Origin of the sequence: Reichenbachiella sp. (assembly GCF_033344935.1) — a bacterium.
Classification (GTDB): domain Bacteria; phylum Bacteroidota; class Bacteroidia; order Cytophagales; family Cyclobacteriaceae; genus Reichenbachiella.
This window is the reverse complement of sequence record NZ_JAWPMM010000001.1, coordinates 3299569-3318713: the sequence shown is the minus strand read 5'-3', so window position 1 is coordinate 3318713 and position 19145 is coordinate 3299569. Positions and strand designations below refer to the sequence as shown.

Annotated in this window: 16 protein-coding genes; 8 read left to right on the top strand and 8 right to left on the bottom strand. The window is 39.2% G+C overall.

Annotated elements, in window-relative coordinates:
* Position 1: 1 nt before the first annotated feature.
* Positions 2-508, top strand: a complete 507-nt coding sequence (locus R8N23_RS14365) for a dihydrofolate reductase (RefSeq protein ID WP_318172304.1) — start codon at positions 2-4, stop codon at positions 506-508.
* Complete coding sequence (locus R8N23_RS14360) at positions 505-1302, top strand: SDR family NAD(P)-dependent oxidoreductase (RefSeq protein WP_318172303.1); 798 nt, start codon at positions 505-507, stop codon at positions 1300-1302. The genes R8N23_RS14365 and R8N23_RS14360 overlap by 4 nt, the downstream gene beginning before the upstream one ends.
* On the opposite strand, the gene R8N23_RS14355 is transcribed toward R8N23_RS14360, so the two are convergent.
* From R8N23_RS14355 to R8N23_RS14345, 3 genes are all read right to left on the bottom strand, one after another.
* On the bottom strand, positions 1299-2060 hold the full coding sequence (locus tag R8N23_RS14355; protein WP_318172302.1) for a YdcF family protein: 762 nt from the start codon (positions 2058-2060) through the stop codon (positions 1299-1301). The genes R8N23_RS14360 and R8N23_RS14355 overlap by 4 nt on opposite strands.
* Before the next feature lie 8 nt (positions 2061-2068).
* On the bottom strand, positions 2069-5104 hold the full coding sequence (locus R8N23_RS14350) for an ATP-binding cassette domain-containing protein (RefSeq protein WP_318172301.1): 3036 nt from the start codon (positions 5102-5104) through the stop codon (positions 2069-2071).
* 117 nt (positions 5105-5221) lie between these two features.
* The gene (locus R8N23_RS14345) at positions 5222-6127 is read right to left on the bottom strand and encodes a hypothetical protein (RefSeq protein WP_318172300.1); all 906 of its coding nucleotides are present in this window, start codon (positions 6125-6127) and stop codon (positions 5222-5224) included.
* Between the two features lie 152 nt (positions 6128-6279).
* Here R8N23_RS14345 and R8N23_RS14340 point away from each other — a divergent pair, with 152 nt between their 5' ends.
* The 6 genes from R8N23_RS14340 (at position 6280) to R8N23_RS14315 (ending at position 11697) form a co-directional block, all read left to right on the top strand.
* Positions 6280-6918, top strand: a complete 639-nt coding sequence (locus R8N23_RS14340) for a toxin-antitoxin system YwqK family antitoxin (RefSeq protein WP_318172299.1) — start codon at positions 6280-6282, stop codon at positions 6916-6918.
* A 101-nt stretch (positions 6919-7019) separates the two neighbouring features.
* A complete protein-coding gene (locus R8N23_RS14335; protein WP_318172298.1) occupies positions 7020-7502 on the top strand; it encodes a hypothetical protein in 483 nt (160 codons plus the stop codon).
* A 38-nt stretch (positions 7503-7540) separates the two neighbouring features.
* Positions 7541-8002, top strand: a complete 462-nt coding sequence (locus R8N23_RS14330) for a hypothetical protein (RefSeq protein WP_318172297.1) — start codon at positions 7541-7543, stop codon at positions 8000-8002.
* Between the two features lie 64 nt (positions 8003-8066).
* Positions 8067-8549 (top strand): hypothetical protein, encoded by a 483-nt coding sequence (locus R8N23_RS14325; RefSeq protein ID WP_318172296.1) that lies wholly within the window; start codon positions 8067-8069, stop codon positions 8547-8549.
* A 316-nt stretch (positions 8550-8865) separates the two neighbouring features.
* Complete coding sequence (locus R8N23_RS14320) at positions 8866-9042, top strand: PLDc N-terminal domain-containing protein (RefSeq protein ID WP_318172295.1); 177 nt, start codon at positions 8866-8868, stop codon at positions 9040-9042.
* A 285-nt stretch (positions 9043-9327) separates the two neighbouring features.
* Positions 9328-11697 carry a YDG domain-containing protein gene (locus R8N23_RS14315; protein WP_318172294.1) on the top strand — a complete coding sequence of 790 codons (2370 nt, stop codon included), beginning with the start codon at positions 9328-9330 and terminating at the stop codon, positions 11695-11697.
* A gap of 98 nt (positions 11698-11795) precedes the next feature.
* Here the strand turns inward: R8N23_RS14315 and dnaE are convergent, their stop codons facing one another.
* The 5 genes from dnaE to R8N23_RS14290 form a co-directional block, all read right to left on the bottom strand.
* Complete coding sequence (gene dnaE, locus R8N23_RS14310; RefSeq protein ID WP_318172293.1) at positions 11796-16010, bottom strand: DNA polymerase III subunit alpha; 4215 nt, start codon at positions 16008-16010, stop codon at positions 11796-11798.
* Positions 16011-16250: 240 nt separating this feature from the next.
* Positions 16251-17243, bottom strand: a complete 993-nt coding sequence (locus tag R8N23_RS14305) for a glycosyltransferase family 2 protein (RefSeq protein WP_318172292.1) — start codon at positions 17241-17243, stop codon at positions 16251-16253.
* 77 nt (positions 17244-17320) lie between these two features.
* On the bottom strand, positions 17321-17608 hold the full coding sequence (locus R8N23_RS14300) for a hypothetical protein (RefSeq protein ID WP_318172291.1): 288 nt from the start codon (positions 17606-17608) through the stop codon (positions 17321-17323).
* Positions 17609-18000: 392 nt separating this feature from the next.
* Positions 18001-18303, bottom strand: coding sequence for a hypothetical protein (locus R8N23_RS14295; protein ID WP_318172290.1), 303 nt, complete (start codon positions 18301-18303; stop codon positions 18001-18003).
* An 81-nt stretch (positions 18304-18384) separates the two neighbouring features.
* On the bottom strand, positions 18385-19137 hold the full coding sequence (locus R8N23_RS14290; protein ID WP_318172289.1) for a succinate dehydrogenase/fumarate reductase iron-sulfur subunit: 753 nt from the start codon (positions 19135-19137) through the stop codon (positions 18385-18387).
* Positions 19138-19145 lie beyond the last annotated feature (8 nt).

Sequence of the window (19145 nt, the reverse complement as noted above, 5' to 3'; positions counted from 1 at the left end):
AATGAAGATATCGTTGATAGCGGCCATGTCAAAGAATCGGGTGATTGGAATCAACAATGACCTGCCATGGCATTTACCAGACGACATGAAATACTTTATGGAAACGACCAAAGGTCATGTGGTAATCATGGGACGAAAGAACTTTGATTCATTACCTCCAAAGTTTAAACCATTGCCCAATCGAACGAATGTTGTACTTACCAGACAGGAAGGGTTTGAAGTAGCTGATTGTGAAGTGTATCATGATATAAAAGATGCGTATGCTTTTGCTGAGAAGCAAGAAGAGCAAGAACTGTTTGTAATTGGAGGTGGGCAAATTTATCAAATGGCTATGGAGCAGGCTGACATGATCTACCTTACTGAAATTCATGCTCATATCGAAAATGGTGAAGTGTTTTTTCCCGAGATGACAGGTGAATGGAAGGAAGTGTCCAGAGAACATCATTCGGCTGATGAACGCCATAAATATTCATTTGATTTTGTGAAATACGAAAAGATAAAAAATTGAAATACTTCGAAAATAGGAACATATGGATCACCGGTGCCTCTAGCGGAATAGGTGAAGGATTGGTGCAACACTTGAGTAAAGTGAAATGTAACATCGTTATTTCTGCTCGTCGTGTGGAAGAATTGGAGCGTGTGAAATCAGAAAATCAGCAGGCAGCTACCATTGAGATTTTACCTTTAGACTTGGCAGATGGGCCTTCTTTGGAAGGTAAAGCGAAAGAAGCTGAAGTGTTTTTCGGTGGCGTCGATATCCTCTTCAATAATGGAGGTATTAGCCAAAGAGACAAGGTGATTAATACCTCGATGGAAGTACAACGCCAAATCATGGAAGTCAATTATTTCGGCACTATAGCTTTATCAAAATATGTGCTTCCTGGAATGGTGGAACGAGGGTTTGGTCATCACGTAGCGGTAACCAGCGCGGTTGGTATATTGTACTCTCCATTGCGTGCGGGGTATTCTGCTTCCAAACATGCGGTCCATGGTTTTTTTGATTGTTTGCGAGCTGAACACTTCGAAGATGGTATTAAAGTTACTTTGATACTTCCGGGCTATGTAAACACCAAAATATCTTACAATGCCTTGATGGGAGATGGCTCAAAGCAAAATACGCTGGATAAAGCTCAAGCCAACGGACTTTCAGTAGATCAGTTGGTGGTGAAAATGCTGAAAAGTATCTCTGCTCAAAAAGAAGAGAGTTATATAGGAGGATTGAAGGAAGTGTTTGGTATTTATGTGAAACGACTTTTCCCAACTCTTTTTTCTAAGATTGTTCGAAAAGTAGCGGTGACTTAAATATATCCAGCCACTTTATAGGCCGCCAGTCCAATCCATTCTTTGAAGAGAATGGTCCAGATTTTCAATCCGTATAATGAAGGAATAAGAACGTCATCAGGTGTGTAATACAGTTGGCGACCATAGTAATCGGTAGGAAAGGGAACTACTTCTATTTCTACTTTTTCGAAACACTTTTTTGCCCTGAGCATATGAAAGGCTGAGGTGATTAGAATGGAACTTTCAGTAGAGCTTGCCATCAATTCTTTTGAAAAAAGTGCGTTTTCTCTAGTGTTTCTGGCCTTGTCTTCTACAAGGATGTCTGTTTGTGGTATGCCACTGCTTAATAGAAAATCTCTTAATGCATAAGCCTCTTTTCTTCCTTCGAAGGTTATAGTTCCACTACCTCCAGTGATTAGAATTTTTTTAATCCTTCCTTGTTTGTAGAGATCCAAGGCATGAACAATACGATCAGCTCCTTTATTGAATTGTATACGATCGAATGGAGGCCTGTTAGGATTGGTGATACCTGAGAGTACAATGCCATAGGTGTAAGAGCCTTCTATTTCATCAAAAAGGACTGCATCTGGTTCCCATGCATTTATCGCTATGGTCGCAATAAATGGATTGGTGAAAAACAAAAAAAGAGCAAAGGCCAGCCACCTTAGTCTCTTTTCATATTTGTCTTTTTTTATCAGTAGTGAAGCAATTACCAGCCAAGCTATAAGACTGGTCGGCATGATGAGCCAATAGATGATCTTGGATAGAACGAAGAACATCAGTAATGCTATTTACCGAAACTATTAACTACTCTCCTAAACCAGTCAAAATAAAGGGATATTACCAATAGGATGGACATCAACCAGATGACGATCACATTAAAGTATAAAGTATCGTAATAGTTGCCCATGAAATGCTTCTGAGGAGCATAAAAGTGAGACCTTATATCTAAAGCGTGATGAGGAACCGGTACGTTGTAAATCGGATAAATTTTTTGAATCAGCTCTTTTTTTGTTTCTAATAAGCGATTTTCTGCTGTACTGTTCTTTAAGAAAAACACAATGGCTTCATTTTCATTGTCCTTTCGGAGCTGAGCAAAAGCCTCCAGTTTCTCATCAGAATCTGTCATTGTTTTGGTAAGCTTATCTCGATCTTCTGTGGCTTTTTTAAGACGATTGTTGTAAATCTTCCTCATGATTTTGATGAATTTTTCAGTTTCATCAAATGTGGTTTTGTCAAATTTGCCAGGGGTAAGATTTTCCCATGCCTTGAATTTATCCCTTGGTATACCTCCGAGGTCCATTTCCTTTCCAAGTTCTTTTTGAATGAGTTTTAGTTTTTCAATTGCCTTTTGCTTTTTCTCACTATCTGTCGACCCAAAATTGGAATGTACATAGTCCAGATTAGCTTCTATGGCCGAATAGTAATACACACTCTTAAACTCAGAGTTAGCAATTGTTTGATCATATTCGAAGAAGTTTCGTTCGAAATCATTGTCTTTGAATTGCGTGACCGCTAGTGCTTCGTATCCCCATTTGGAAGCCATGAGCTCCCCGATGATAGGTACTTTTTTAGAATTGCTGAGCCAAGGGTGAAGCTTGTCGAAATTCACTACGACACCACTCAAAATAAGCTGTGGTATAATTAGAAGAGGGATTAATATGTATATAGTAACAGCAGAATTAAATGCTGATGAGATATTGAGTCCCATGATATTGGCAAAGCAGGATACGCTAAACATAACGAGCCAGAAGGAGAGGGTCATGCCATTGATCCCCAATACAAAATCTCCAATCAAAACAAACATTAATGTTTGCAAAGCAGACAAGCCAAATAGGATAGCCATTTTGGAAACTAGATAACTGAAGCGACTAAGGTTCAAAAAGGATTCTCTTTTCAATATTTTTCTATCCTTGAAAATCTCTTCGGCACTAACCGTGAGACCCATAAAAAGAGCTACAATAATGGCCATAAAGAAGAAGGCCGGAATATTCGGATTTTCTCTAAAAATATATTCATTGGAGCCTTCTGGAGTGTATCTAATGATGAATGCCAGAATCACGGCCAGCAATGGAGCCTCGAGTAAGTTAATCGCCAAATACTGTTTGTTACTAAGCTTGGAGGCAATATCTCGATTAGCAAAAATCAATAATTGCTTTATTCTATTAGGTATTTTGAGTGTTTTCTCTGGTTGATCTTCAGACTCATCTGCCGGTTTGATGGTCACTCTTTCGGTGAAGTAACCGTTCCAGTCTTGTGGTGATATTTTTCTTTGATCTGTAAGTTTACCGTACTCATCGACTACCTTGGTTTCGATGATATTGAAGATTTGTTCGGAATTTACATTTCCACATTCAATACACGACCCTGCGTCTTTATCAATGAGGTCAACAATATTTTTAAAATAGATAACCGCTTCCACAGGATTGCCATAGTAGATCTGATAACCACCGACATCAAGAATGACGAGCTTGTCAAACATTTTGAAGATCTCTGAGGAAGGTTGGTGAATCACCACAAACACCATCTTGCCCTTCAAAGAAAGCTCTTTCAAGAGGTCCATAATATTCTCAGAGTCTCTGGAAGATAAACCAGAAGTTGGTTCATCAACAAACAGCACAGAAGGCTCACGGAGCAACTCCAGCCCAATATTTACTCTTTTTCTTTGACCGCCACTAATGGTTTTTTGAAGCGGTGAGCCCACTTTTAAATTTCTTGTTTCACTTAATCCAAGTGCGGATAGCGTTTTGTCCACAAGTTCGTGCAACTCATCATTACTCATATCAGCAAAGCAAAGCTTAGCTGCATAATAAAGGTTTTCTGAAACGGTGAGCTCCTCAATCAAAAGGTCATCCTGAGGTACATATCCTATAACACCTTCAACTTTGCTCTTATCTTTATTGATGTCGATTCCGTTGATTCTAACGGTGCCCTGTGATGGCGTTTCATTGCCATTCAATACATTGAGTAGAGTGGATTTGCCTGCTCCACTGCCACCCATTAAACCGACAAGTTTGCCTGAACTCTCCGCAATGGTGATATCTCGTAACCCTTGGTGTCCATTTGGAAAGGTGAATCCGATGTTTTCCGCAACAAATGAAATTTTGGAATCAGATCCTTCTTCACGAAACGTTGAAACCACATCGCTATAATAGATAGGGTCAATCTTAGAGCTTCGAATTGTGCTACCAGAAGAGAATACAATGATTTTATTTTTTCTTACATGGACTCCATTTAGTGTAAGCGCTGAATCACCCATGTATTTCATGAAATACATTTCTAGCGCTGGAAGTCTAAAGAATGCAATGTATCCCGAAAGGAAAGCTCTTTTCAAGTGCTTGGCTTCTGTATTTGATCCTGCACTTTGGCTATCGTCAACGATCAGAATATTATCTGCACTGAGTTGCGAGCGCTCCTTTGTAATCACAAATGCTTTGATGTGATCTACGGCTTTGGTGGAGAAGTTGAATGATTCTCCAATTAAGTGTAAAAGCTCCAGTTCTCGATCTGAAATTTCGCCGTCTGCCATGATCACTTCAAGTACTTTGAGGATCACCACAATCTTTTGCTGCTGTGTGAGCTCTTGATTAACCTGCTTAGCAAGAATGGTAATCTCTTTCTGCTCTCCGAAGGAAACCGAACGATCTCCAGACATATGGCTGGTTAGTTGATCGAACAGTTGCATGTATTTGTGACTTTCGTCCTTACTGAGGTTTTCGAGTAAAAAGTCCTCAATAGCACTTCTTTCATCTTCGGTTACATCATCTTCTTTTGCAACAATAGCGAGTAGGTGGATGATGGCTTTTAACAGTTGCTCACTCATAGTTTAGATTGAGATTTACGGATGGAATTGATCTTTAAATATAGGTCAAATTGGGGCAGAAATAAAAAAAGCATTGAACAATACATTCAATGCTTTTTAGACCGAAAGAATAATAGATTATTTCACCATTTCGTTTCTAATTCTTTTTACTTCTGAGATGATATCAACCAACATGTCTCTGTTCAACATGAAGTTAGGATCGCCTTCAGCAATTTTCTTGTCGATTTCAGCTAGGTCTTCTTGATAAAGTACTCTAAGAATGTCGAATTCAGCCACTACATTAGCAATAGTATCATCGCTCTTTAAGTCTTTAAGTAATCTAACGACATCATTAAGAGGCTCTTTTTGGTCAATAATGATTTTCACCAATGGCTCTAAAATCAAGTTTCTGCTGGCTTCAGGAAGCAGATCTTCAGGATAAGTATCAATTACCATCACAGATAGGTACAAACCTTCGATGTAGCTTCCAGAAAGTACCAAAGCAATAGTCTGAAGTCTATCAGTTGCTTCTAGTTTCTCTTCAGCAACGTCCATGGCATAATTAATCAAATTAGCCAAAGAATCTCTGTTACCCAAATTTCTTTCAAACCTCTCCATCAACTCCAATTCAAATGCAGAAGCAATACCAATTTGATCCGCCAATTTCTGACAAGTCTCCATGTATTTCAGTGCATCCTGAACCTGATCGTAAGCAGAAAGATATCCAATATCCGTAGCGTATGCGCCAAGGTTCATGGCGGCTTTATCAGTAGAATTCTCGTATTTGGTTACATTGTTCAGGTCGTTGATCAATTCTGCATTGAAATCAGATCCTGTAGCTTGAAGCAAGTAGGGAACTTCTGATGGAGGTGGCATATCGTGTACCACTTTGTCAATTTCTTCGATAAGCTGGTTTTCTGCTTCTTCAAAAGCTTCAGCCTCTATTTCAGCGGCAACTTTTTTGGAATTTCCTCCGCAAGAACAAATGAAAACAGTCAACGCAATAGCAAAGCAAAGGTTGATGGTTTGTTTATAGTTGATCATAGTTTGTGTTTTATGAATTTCTCAATGCCAATTTTAATATATTTTTGAATGGATATAAAGCACTGTTTGAAATAATTTGAACCGTTGCGTCTGATTAGATGCAATTTTGACTAATAATTGATAATATTCAGAAAACACCCGTATACATACTTATGGATTTCAAAAAATACCTTTTCATTCTAGTTTGTATTTCTGCCATTTACTCTTATCAGAGTTGGGCTCAGGAGAGCGTTCAAACATTTCATCAAGATGGAACTTTAAAAACCGAAGGGATTATTAAGGAAAATATAAAATCAGGTCAATGGACTTATTATTTTCCGACAGGAGAAGTTAACGCGGTAGAAAATTATGTAGAGGGAGAGCTGGAAGGAGTGTCGACTACTTTCTTTGAAAATGGTAAAATGAAGAGCAAAGAAAACTGGCGAGCAGGCCTTCTTGCAGATAGTGCTTTTTATTACTACGAATCTGGCAAACTCAAGAGAAAAGGGATTTACGAAATAGGTTTGCATGCTGGAGAGTGGGTTTCTTACCATGAGAATGGAAAGTTAAAAAGTAAAGGATCTTATCTTATGGGGTTGCCTGATGGTTTATGGGAGATCTACACTGATGAAGGCCTTTTGTTTCAAAAAGGAAACTACAAAGAAGGCAAAGAAGAGGGGTATTGGGAGTTTTTTGATGGAGATGGTAGAATTAATTTTTCGGGTAACTACAAAAAGGGAAAAGAAGTAGGCGAGTGGTTTGAATATTCGAAAAAGGGAAAGAAGAAGCTATATTTTGACTACGGTAAATAGCCTAATTTTTAGATGATTAGTTGGTGGATTGATGAAGAACTTAGGGGAGTTGAGGTTTTTTGTTGACATAGTAATAATTAAACAAACCAAAACCTTAAATCATGCACCAACAAACCAAACTTATCCTACTTTTTATGTTTCTGTGGCTAGTGCAGAAAGCTCAGGGGCAAAATGATGACAAGCGTGCTGAAAGCACCATTCTTAAGCTGGATCTCGGTCGTGATTCTTATAAACGTTCTCAGATAAGATACATTGAGCGCAAAGGATTTAACGCAGATAGTTATCAATGGAATGATACTATGATTGATAATAATTTGAGGAGTGCTCTTCAGAGTCGCTCAAACTCAAATGCCTTCATCGGAGTGGGTTCTTTTTTTGTTTTATTTGGAATGCATCAATTATTTGTTAGTGCACTTGTGGAAGATGACGAAGGTAGTGCCAAGGCAAAAAGAACGGGTACCTCATTGTTTATGCTTTCGTGTGTTTCTTATTCGACTTCTATCATTTTAAAGTCTAAATCTAAGAAGAAGATTCGTCAGGCTGAAAAATTAAGGTTGGAGGGTGTTAAACTAAAGAGTCATTGATCTTGAAAAAATAAATGACTAACTATAAATCCTCAAAAATGCATCAACAAACCAAACTTATCCTACTCCTCATATTCTTGTGGTTAACCCAAAATGCTCAGGCACAAAAAGATAAACGTGCAGAAAACACTATTCTCAAGCTTGATGGAGAAGAAAATCCATACTCTGAATCTAAAAATAGATACCTTATTAATCATGGATTTGATGTAGAAAGCTATGATTGGAATGACCCTCAGATTAACCTGTACCTTAAAAAATCTTTGAACAATCGCACAGCATCTAATGTGACCTTGGGTTCTGGAGTGGGATTAGTTATTCTAAACTTGACCGTTAATGCTCTAGGTCGAATTGCTCATACAGCTAATAATAACTCTGAGGGCAACTATCAACCACATACCACCTTGTACTGGATAGGTGGGGCAGCTATTTGTTCTTCGGTAGCATTTCGTCTAGTTTCTTCTAAGCAAATTGAAAGAGCGAACAAATTAAAACAGCGATAGGAATTATGGAAGACTTATGTCTTCATATTGGAAATAAATGAAAAGTTGATCAGATAAAACTCTCATGAAACAACAAACCAAACTCATCTTGCTATTCATGTTCCTATGGTTAGTACAAAAAGCAAATGGGCAAACTCAATCTAGTCGGGCGGATAAATCCATTATTGTATTAAACAAGTCTCAATTAAGATATGTTGAAAGACATGGCTTTTCTACACTCGGTTATGATTGGAATGATGAAGAAGTGAATTTAATGTTGAATGGGGCTTTTTCTAATAGGAGCTCATCATCTGGAATTGCTGCTTTAGGCGCAGCTTCGGGGGTAGCTGGATTGTTTTTGCATGTTTTTTCTGGAATGGCTGATACCGAAGAAAGAAAAGATAAAGTCGTAAGGACAGCGAATAGTTTTTTGTTTGTATCTGCCGGATTTTTTACCATTTCGATTGCTCTTTCGTCCTCTGGAGCAAAAAAGGTTAGGAAAGCAGAAAAAATAAGAGCCCAACTAGATAACAAAAAACCAATTCTATTGCCCAGTGATGTGGATTAATAACAACGCAACAGACTTATTTCGAATAAATAAGAATTAAATGCTAAGACTCCTTTGCAATACCAAATGAAAGTTACTTTTCTATTCATGTTCATGTGGTTAGTACAATATATTCAAGCTATTCTTTGTCCCAATTTGGATAATGTATCTCTTTTCACCACTACAGATTCCTTATTATATAGCAAAGCGAAAAAGCTGTGGCACTAGTAGACTTTTGAGTGCGAGAGAAAACCACTTTCTATCTACAATTAGTGACTGTAAGAAAGAAAACTGGTAAATTAAAAGTCAATCATTCTCAACAAAACATTAAACTATTATGGATACGAATTCTATTCTCTACCTAGTAGCCTTGATAAGTGCTATTTGGGTAATTTTTGAAGTGCTGACTAAGCAAAAAAGCATGAGTGGTGGAAGTAAGGCCTTATGGATCATCTGTGCTCTGTTTTTCAGTATTATTACAGCGATTGTTTACTATTTCACAAAGAAAAAATAATGTGATTTGCCTGGCTAAGTCTCGTCAGGCAATTACTTTGTATTGAATTTCATATTTTCCTCTTCGTCTACGATGTAAGTATTGAAGGAATTCCTTTAATCAAAGTTTGTTAGTGTTTTGAAGTCATTTGAGTAAAGTATTAGAATGTTACATTCTATATGCATCCGCCGACTAATGTTTAAAGAAAAGAAATAATTCAACTTTTAATAATAAAATTGCGCCAAGAGTTTTAATGTTGATCAAATATATCTAGCCAAGACCATTTCTAATAAACTAAGGACGTTTATGAAAAGACTGAATAGTATCTTATATGTGGTAACCCACGCCCTTTTAATTACTCCTAATGTTTTAGCGCAACCTGTTTTTGAGTCTTTTAATTCTATTGTCGTAAAGGAAGGGTTGCCATTAAACACTATTACATTTGATGTAGATGCAACTGATGGCTTTGGTAATAATACAGACGCAAATCTTAGCTACAGTCTTGATGGGTCTGATGCTGAAGGTTTTACTATTGATGAAACCACAGGAGAGATAAAGGTTACCGTCTTTTCTGATTGGAAGAATCCAACGGATGCCAATTCTGACAATATTTACGAATTTTCAGTGATCGCTGACAATGGTACATCCACTTCCAAACAAGAGCTGAAAATAATAGTATTTCCAGATAATGCTATCAATGAAGCGATGAATGCTCGACAACTTGGTCTTGACATTGATGGAGAGGCAGTCGATGACCGTTCTGGGTGGTCTGTTAGCTTGAATGCCAAGGGTGATATTGTAGCAATTGGAGCCACTAGAAATGGAAACAACGGAAAGTGGTCAGGTCATGTTAGAGTTTATTCGTTTAACAATGGAGTTTGGAATCAACTGGGTAATGATATTGATGGAGAATCAATAAATGATCATTCTGGTTGGTCCGTAAGTTTGAGTGCTGATGGCCTTACCCTTGCAATTGGAGGATTGTATAATTATGGGAGTAGTGGTAATTCGGGGCACACCAGAATCTTTACATTTAATGAAAATGATTGGGCTCAAATGGGGGAAGATATTGATGGAGAAAATAATGGAGATATCTCTGGAGAATCAGTTAGTTTAAGTGCTGACGGTAGAACTGTTGCGATTGGTGCCTATCAGAATAGCGATAATGGAGCTAGTTCAGGTCATGCCAGAGTTTATTCTTATGTTGATGATAGTTGGACTCAAATAGGAGTCGATATAGATGGAGAATCTGCTGAGGATTTTTCAGGTCACTCAGTTGATTTAAGTGCTGATGGAAGAACTGTTGCGATTGGAGCTACTGGAAACGACGGAAATGGAAGTAATTCTGGTCATGTGAGAATTTATTCTTATGATGGAAGCAATTGGATTCAAGTGGGGTCGGATATTGATGGTGAAGCTGCTGAAGACTACTCAGGCGTATCCGTTTGTTTGAGTGCCGATGGTTCTTTGGTTGCAATTGGAGCATCAGGAAACGATGGGAAAGGTAAAAGCTCAGGTCATGTTAGAATCTATTCTTTAGAAGAAGGGACTTGGGTGCAGCTTGGCAATGATATTGATGGTGATGCCGAGTACGACTATTCAGGAGAAGTCAGTTTAAGCGCTAATGGACTAGCAGTAGCGATAGGGGCTAATGGTAATTATGGAAGTGCGATCAGTTCTGGTCATGCAAGAATTTATACTTATGATGGAATAGACTGGATTCAAGTAGGAAGTGATTTGGATGGTGAAGCGATGAGTGATTTTTCAGGAAGTTCTATCAGTTTAAGTTCTGATGGAAAAACGATTGCTATTGGTGCACCATACAATGATGGAAATGGCGAAGATTCAGGCCATACAAGAGTATTTAGGTTAAAGCAAGTTCCTGAAATTACCTTTGAGGACATTGATGCAATCTATGGAACAGCAAAATTCGATTTGGTATCAACCTCAAATTTTTCGCAACCAATGGTTTATTCAATTGAGGGAGTAAACGCTACAGGTACTACGTTGAAAGGTGATTATAGTGAGATAGTTGTACCGGGGACCGTCGGGACCGTTATCATTAGAGCAAGTCAATTGGGGGATGAAAATTTTTGGCCAGCTTCAAAAGATGCAATACTGACCGTGTCACCGAAAGAACTTACCATAACTGGTTTGAAGGGTGAAGATAAGAGCTACGATGGTACGAAGGAAGCCCTTGTTTCAGGTGTTCCCGTTTTGTCAGGTGTAATTTCTGGTGATCAGGTTATTCTTGATGGAATACCTGTGTTCACTTTCGCTACTACAGAACCAGGAGATAATATTGATATTACTACGACTGGTTATAAATTATCTGGTGAAGACGCAAACAACTATACGCTAACTCAACCTACTTTGTCAGCAAAAATAAACACAGTTCTTTCAGATCATGAGGTGACTAATGAGGTGCATAGTACGTACCCAAACCCAATGAGGTCTATTGCTCAACTTGTCTATACGGTTAAAATGACTAGTAAAATAAATGTCTTTTTGTTTGACATGAATGGATCATTGGTGGAAGTAATAGAATCCGACTATAAGACCCCTGGGAAATATAACATCAAATATGATGTTTCTAGACTTAAAGCTGGGGTTTATATATGCAGGATGCATATTGGAAAGAAAGAGACTACTTCAAAATGGGTTGTCCTTGATTAAACTTTGGAGCCACGTTGGTGATTAATATAGAAGGATTAAAATATTCTTGCGAAATGACATACAGAATTAGCTAGACTACTCTGCTAGGGATAATCTCGTCAGGCAATTACTTTGTATTGAATTTCATCCATGGCCTCTAGCCTGTCTAACAGACCATTATCAGGCTCAATTTTCACTTTTCTTGAAAGTAAATTGACTTGCATGTTTTCCTCTTCATCTACGATATCAAGTTTGAGTAAACTGCTACCAGCATATTCTGTGGTTAATTTTTTTATTTCATGAATAAGTCCTTCGTTCACATCTTGAAGTTTTATTCTGAGATTTAATCCTTTGGTTTTTTCTTCTCTGATTTCGGTTAGCAAATGCATGGATTTAACTTTGAGCTCCAGTTCCTCGCCTTTCCATCGGTTTTGTACCGCACATTGAAAGTAAAGAAACCACCCAGTTTCGAAATACTCTTTGAATTTGACATAGTCATCAGAAAACAAAAAGAAAGTAAAAGAGTCGGTGAAATCCTCAAGTGTAATCGTACCAAATGGCTTTCCATTTTTCGTTACCCGATGTCCTACCGCTGAGACTTGACCGGCAATTTTTATAGATCCTTTTTTTTGTAATTCAGTTAAATCGCCATTTAGTTCTTTGACCGTCGTGTTGGTGAATTGATCTATTTCGAATTTGAATTGATCCAACGGGTGGCCAGATATGTATAAACCAACAACTTCTTTTTCGATTCTCAATTTCTCTAACTCTGAGAATGGTTCTACAGCTGAAACTGTAGGAGTAGGAATGGAAACGCCAGATTCTCCACCGAACAATGAAGCTTGCGCACTGGCTTCTTCTTGTTCCATCTTATTGGCATACTTAATCGCTTTTTCAATCAAGCTAGGCTCACCATCATCAGTGATCAAATATTGTCTTCTGTGATATACTTCAAAGCAATCGAATCCACCAGATTGGGCCAAGGCTTCTAATGTTTTCTTATTCACAGATCTCAAATTGATTCGTGTTACGAAATCGAAGAAATCTTTAAACTTCCCATTTTCCTCTCTTTCTTCAATGATCGAAATGGCAGCCGCTTCACCCGCGCCTTTGATCGCGCCCATACCAAATCGAATTTTTCCTTCATCATTGACATTAAAGAAAACACCCGATTCGTTTACATCAGGTCCTAATACAGGAATTTTTCTTACCCGACACTCTTCCATGAAGAAACTGACTTTCTCAATGTTGTTTTGGTTGTGTGTAAGCACTGCGGCCATGTATTCGGCAGGGTAGTGGGCCTTTAGATAGGCGGTATGATAGGCAACTACCGAGTAACACGTAGAGTGAGATTTGTTAAAGGCATAGGCGGCAAAGGCTTCCCAGTCTTTCCATACTTTCTGCACTTTGGCTTCGTCGTGTCCGCGTTCCAGACAGCCTTCGACGAATTTTGGTTTGAGCTGGTCTAGGATGGCCTGGATTTTCTTACCCATGGCCTTTCGAAGCATATCCGCTTCACCTTTGGTGAAACCGGCCAATTTCTGAGAAAGACGCATGACTTGCTCTTGATAGACGGTAATACCATAAGTTTCGGCCAGATATTCTTCCATCCCTTCGAGATCATATTCGATCTCTTCGGTTCCCATCTTTCGGGCAATAAAGTTAGGGATGTACTCCATCGGACCCGGACGATACAAGGCGTTCATCGCAATCAAATCTTCAAAACGATCGGGCTTTAGCGAACGTAAGTGCTTCTGCATACCCGGCGACTCAAACTGGAACGTTCCGTTGGTTTCACCTCGCTGATAGAGCTCGTAGGTTTTTTTATCGTCAAGCGGAATGTCATCAGGTATAATTTCTACACCATGCCGTTTTTTCACATTGGCGCAAGCCGTCTTGATAATTGATAATGTTTTAAGACCCAAGAAATCCATTTTCAGCATGCCAGCACTTTCCACCACACTGTTGTCGAATTGAGTTACCAAAAGATCAGAATCCTTGGCTACACCTACAGGAACATGTTGAGTAATATCACTTGGCGTGATGATTACCCCACAGGCGTGAATACCAGTATTTCTAACCGACCCTTCTAGTACCCTGGCTTGCTGAATAACTTCGGATTTAAGTCCATGACCGGACTCCATTTCTTGAAGTTCTTTCACTTCTTTAAATGCTTTGGTCAAACTGATGCCTGGTCGTTCTGGTATCAATTTGGCAATAGAATCCGTGTCGGGGAGGGGCAATTCCATCACTCTGCCAGAGTCACGAATAGACGACTTGGCGGCCATCGTGCCATAGGTAATGATCTGTGCTACCTGGGTTTGTCCGTATTTGTCAATCACGTATTGGATGACCTTGTCACGACCTTCGTCATCAAAGTCGATATCAATATCGGGTAGTGATACACGATCAGGATTCAAGAAACGCTCAAAAAGCAGATCGTAGGCAATAGGGTCTACATTAGTAATACCAATACAATAGGCGACAGCTGAACCAGCAGCTGAACCCCGACCTGGGCCTACAGAGACTCCCATTTCTCTGGACTTCGTAGTGAAATCCTGAACAATGAGGAAGTAACCGGGATAGCCTGAGTTTTCGATCGTTTTGAGTTCGAAGTCTAGCCGTTCGGTGATCTCATCTGTAATTTCACCATAGCGCCGTTTGGCTCCTTCATAGGTCAAGTGACGCAAGTAATTGTTTTCACCTCTTTTACCACCATCCTCGTCGTCTTTCGAGTCTTTGAACTCTTCCGGAATGTCAAAGGCTGGCAAGAGAACATCTCTGGAAAGACGATATTCTTCAACAGAGTCAATCAGTATTTTGATATTTTCAATGGCTTCAGGGATGTCAGCAAAAAGTGCTTTCATTTCTTCCTGAGTCTTGAAATAATACTGATCATTAGGTAGTGCATCTCGATAGGCACGACCACGACCTACTTCATCGTTGATGCTTTTACCATCTTTTATACACAAGAGTACGTCATGTGCCTTAGACTCCTCTTTGTCTAAATAATGCACATGATTCGATGCAATCATTTTGATGCCGTGCTTTTTGGCGAATCCTTGAAGAATTTCATTCAAGTGATTTTCTTCGTCTAATCCATGACGATTAAGTTCGATGTATAAGTCGTCTCCAAATTGTTCTTTCCACCAAAGTAAAGCAGTTTCGGCTTGTTCCTCACCTTGGTTTAGCGCAAGCGAAGGCACTTCACACATCAAGCCTCCTGTAAGGCAAATAAGATCTTCCTTATACTGTGTGATTAGATCCTTGTCAATTCTTGGGTAAAAGCCATACAGCCCTTCCATATGACCGAGTGAAGAGAGTTTTGCTAGATTATGATATCCTTTTTTGTTTTTTGCCATGAGTACAATCCGTGTCATACGATCTGGATTGTCTTTGGTGAACTTGAGGGTTTTCCTTTCTTCAGAAATGAAAAATTCTTGTCCTAGAATCGGCTTGATTCCTTCTTTGATGGCACCCTCTACAAAGTGATAGCCGCCATACATATTACCCAAATCTGTTAAGCCTACCGCTGGCATGCCCAGCTCTTTGGCTTTGGCTATGAGCGGCTTGATTTTAGGGGTGGCTTGAAGAACCGAAAACTGCGAGTGCACGTGCAAGTGGCAAAAGGGCGCATCGATGTCTTTGGCTGCTTCGGTATCGATGTCAATACCTTTGTTGCTATCCTGCACGGCAAAATTGGCCGCTGCCAAATCCGGTGCCTCGTACTTGATGTTTTCTTTGGCGGTATCATCTAAGGGTGCAATGACCCCTTCTGTAAGTAGACCAAAAAAACATTTGGCTGTGGCGTCTACATCATACGCTGCATCGTGGGCATCGTCGAACCCCACGCCGAAAAGTTTGGTGTGTAGCTCGGTTAGGGTTGGCCATTTGAATTTGCCCCCTCTGCCAGGAATGGCTACAAATTCTGTGGATTCATCTTTAGTGTCGATGGAGTCGACGGAAGACAAGTCATTGTTTCGCTCCTTTCTGAGATACTCAGCCCCAACGATGTTCAAGTCGAACTCTACGTTGTGTCCGATTACCGCTTTGACTTTCGTTAAATCCTCTGAAAAGATACTGAGTACTTCGTTTAGGTCATGTCCTTCTTCTTCGGCTCTTTTGGTAGAAATACCATGGATTTTCTGCGCGTTAAAGGGAATGGTATAACCTTCTGGTTTGATGATGTAGTTTTTGTCACTTATCAACGAACCGTCATTGGCGTGTACTTGCCAGGCGAGCTGTACCAGTCTTGGCCAGTTGTCTAAGTCCTCTAGAGGCGCATTATAATTTTTAGGTAAACCAGTGGTCTCGGTATCGAATATTAGGTACATGTGGAGCTATTTTTCTATTTCCGTCATCACGAGCGGAGCGAAGTGATCTTATTCTCAATTGGTACTTTTAATTTTGAGATTGCTTCGCGCGGCTCGCAATGACGAGCAAAAATAATGTTGCAAATCGGACTTTAAAGCTAGAAATTTTGAGCGGATAAACGGAGTGGAATAGTGGGAAGTTTTCCACATGTTACAGTAAAAACTCTTCCAAAGTTCAACTCTTTGGAAGAGTTCTAGCCATCATCCAGCAATAATGTAATTTTCACTCTCTTGATAACCCTTAGATTCAAGAAATGACCTCACTTCATTACGTTTATTTCGATTAGTTATATAGCTAATGATGAAGGGCTGAGTTTCAATTTGAATGTCTTCAAAATGTACACATGAGAAACCATTCAGTTGTTTGCCTTTCTTGATATCAATATACCCCAAGATCTCAATGCCATGATTGAGCAATAGCTGACTTCGTTTTAACCCTAACTTACCTGCACCCCAAATCCATACTTTAGTTTGGTTGATGTTCTTTAAGTGTTTTGTGAGGTACTCTGTTTTGATTCGAAAGAAGGCATCGCTTTGGTAACGTGGATCTGTTCTGGTAAGTCTACTTGAACTGTCATGCCAGTCGAGCAAGGGTAAGGGGAGCTTTTCTACTTTAAATCCTTTGTCGATGACTCGAAGAAACCACTCGTAGTCTTCTGGAAATCCGCCTTCTTTTAAATAGCCAACCTCGTTCAGTAGCGATCGCCGAAACATAAGTGTAGGATTGACCACAGGAAACTCTACAAATCGGTTTTGGTATATGTCATTCCAAGAAGTCAGGTTGTTGCTCCATTTCACAAAATGAGTAAAATCATTTAGTTCGTGATTGTTCGTCTTGTAATTGACTTGGGTAGCAGAGATTGCAATATCAGGATTAGATTTGAGGTGGTTGAGTTGCTTTTCGAGTCTTTCTGGATGGGCAACATCGTCGGCATCCATTCGAGCAATGAATTCACCCTTAGCCGCTCTCATGCCTGTGTTGGCTGCAAATACAACGCCTTGTTGGGTTTCAGAAAGTAGCTTTATTCTTAAGTCTTTAGATGCAAATTTTATAGCAATGTCCTTGCTTTGATCGGTGGAATTATTGTCAATCAAAAGCAGCTCAAAATTTTGATTGGTTTGATCAAGTAAACTGATAATAGCTTGACCAAAGGTCTTAGCTACGTTGTGATATGGTATGATTATAGAAATCAAAACAAAAAATACCCATTAGATATGAGGAAATATTATCGCTCACACCCAATGGGTATTTCTAAAGTTAGACTATGTGATTAAATACTGCCCACGCAATCAAGAGCAATTTCAATTGCTCTACCTAAATCATCCAAAGTTAAATTATTATATTCTTCATATGTCCACTCATCTGATATCTTGTCAGTAAGGCACTCACATTGCTCTTGAGTTCCTTCTTCCTCGCTAACACATTCTTCAGTTAAAGCTTCCAATTGGGCATCTGTCCAGCCATCTTTACCTTCATCGTCGTCGTCACAAGAAGTGGCAACGAATAGCACTGGAAGGACAAATACTATTGCTAAAAGGGTATTTTTCAATTTGTTCATGATTGATAGTTTTGATTAATAAAAAGGTAATATATAAAAAACGTCATTGCATTCACAATGACGTTCTTGAAATCGTTTTATGTAATCTTATAGGTTACCCGAAGATGCCTTTGCCACCAAATACTCTCTATTGAGTCTTGCAATTTGGGTCACGCTTTACACTCTTCTTTATTCGTACAGCTCCCAAAAGCATCTTCTTCCATCTGAAGGATTGTTGTTGAAAACCAAGAGTTGGAAGTTAGTGAAATTTTGATTCAACCTTCTTGAGATGACCCTTTTTTGAGTTAAAGAGAAATTATAAAATGGTAGAATTATAGGTGTAAACAAGGTGTTAAATAAAAAAAAGTTCATCTGATTATGATGAACTTTTTAAATTTTCTAAAAATAATCTCTTATTCAAAATTAAAAATTGGTATATCACAATCAACTGCAAATTGTAAAAGTTTAAGGGCGTCAGTATCAGAAAAATCTTCGCTCTCGAATTTACTCTTACTAAACTCACTTGTCACCTTATCATATAAACAATCACATTGTTCTTCAGTGCCTTGTTCTTCGGAAACACACTCAGCTTTAATTGCTTCAATTTCAGCATCGCTCCAGCCGTTATCATCATCATCGTCATCACAAGAAGTAGCAACAAATAACATTGGCAATACGAAAACGATTGCGAGCAAATAATTTTTCGCTTTATTCATAATTTTAATGTTTAGTTAATTGAAAAAAAAACGCCATGGTACAATTACTACCATGACGTAATATTTTGAATAAATGGCTTATTAAACGTTATCCGAGGAAGCCTTAGCTGACAGATACTCTCTATTGAGTCTGGCAATGTGCGTCACACTAATTTCCTTAGGGCAAACCGCTTCACAAGCTTGTGTATTGGTACAGTTTCCGAAGCCTTCTTCTTCCATCTGCGCCACCATATTTTCTACTCTGGTCTGACGCTCTACTTGTCCCTGTGGTAATAGTGCCAATTGTGAAACCTTAGCCGCTGTGAAAAGCATCGCAGAAGCATTTTTACAAGCTGCCACACAAGCACCACATCCGATACACTGAGCGGCATCCATGGCCTCATCAGCGATTACTTTCGGAATAGGAATTTCGTTAGCGTCTGGTACTCCACCAGTGTTCACGTTTACATATCCACCCGCCTGGATGATTCTGTCGAATGAACTTCTGTCTACGACCAAATCCTTCTGTACTGGGAAAGCAGCCGCTCTCCAAGGCTCTATCACGATGATGTCACCATCTTTGAATGATCTCATATGTAGCTGACAGGTAGTCACAGCATCCTTAGGGCCGTGAGGTTTACCATTGATGTACAAAGAGCACATACCACAAATACCTTCTCTACAGTCATGATCGAAGTGTACAGGGTCTTTGCCTTCTCTCGAAAGATCTTCATTCAACACGTCAAGCATTTCAAGAAATGACATGTCTGGCGATACGTCCGAAACATTGTATGATTCGAAAGCACCTTTATCATTAGCGTTTTTCTGTCTCCAGATTTTTAATTTCAGATTCATATCAATTC

Bases quoted from the DNA above. Each gene is read 5' to 3' on its own strand.
- R8N23_RS14365 (WP_318172304.1), top strand. From the start codon at position 2: ATGAAGATATCGTTGATAGCGGCCATGTCAAAGAATCGGGTGATTGGA.
- R8N23_RS14355 (WP_318172302.1), bottom strand. From the start codon at position 2,060: ATGTTCTTCGTTCTATCCAAGATCATCTATTGGCTCATCATGCCGACC.
- R8N23_RS14350 (WP_318172301.1), bottom strand. From the start codon at position 5,104: ATGAGTGAGCAACTGTTAAAAGCCATCATCCACCTACTCGCTATTGTT.
- R8N23_RS14345 (WP_318172300.1), bottom strand. From the start codon at position 6,127: ATGATCAACTATAAACAAACCATCAACCTTTGCTTTGCTATTGCGTTG.
- R8N23_RS14340 (WP_318172299.1), top strand. From the start codon at position 6,280: ATGGATTTCAAAAAATACCTTTTCATTCTAGTTTGTATTTCTGCCATT.
- R8N23_RS14335 (WP_318172298.1), top strand. From the start codon at position 7,020: ATGCACCAACAAACCAAACTTATCCTACTTTTTATGTTTCTGTGGCTA.
- R8N23_RS14330 (WP_318172297.1), top strand. From the start codon at position 7,541: ATGCATCAACAAACCAAACTTATCCTACTCCTCATATTCTTGTGGTTA.
- R8N23_RS14325 (WP_318172296.1), top strand. From the start codon at position 8,067: ATGAAACAACAAACCAAACTCATCTTGCTATTCATGTTCCTATGGTTA.
- R8N23_RS14320 (WP_318172295.1), top strand. From the start codon at position 8,866: ATGGATACGAATTCTATTCTCTACCTAGTAGCCTTGATAAGTGCTATT.
- R8N23_RS14315 (WP_318172294.1), top strand. From the start codon at position 9,328: ATGAAAAGACTGAATAGTATCTTATATGTGGTAACCCACGCCCTTTTA.
- dnaE (WP_318172293.1), bottom strand. From the start codon at position 16,010: ATGTACCTAATATTCGATACCGAGACCACTGGTTTACCTAAAAATTAT.
- R8N23_RS14300 (WP_318172291.1), bottom strand. From the start codon at position 17,608: ATGAACAAATTGAAAAATACCCTTTTAGCAATAGTATTTGTCCTTCCA.
- R8N23_RS14295 (WP_318172290.1), bottom strand. From the start codon at position 18,303: ATGAATAAAGCGAAAAATTATTTGCTCGCAATCGTTTTCGTATTGCCA.
- R8N23_RS14290 (WP_318172289.1), bottom strand. From the start codon at position 19,137: ATGAATCTGAAATTAAAAATCTGGAGACAGAAAAACGCTAATGATAAA.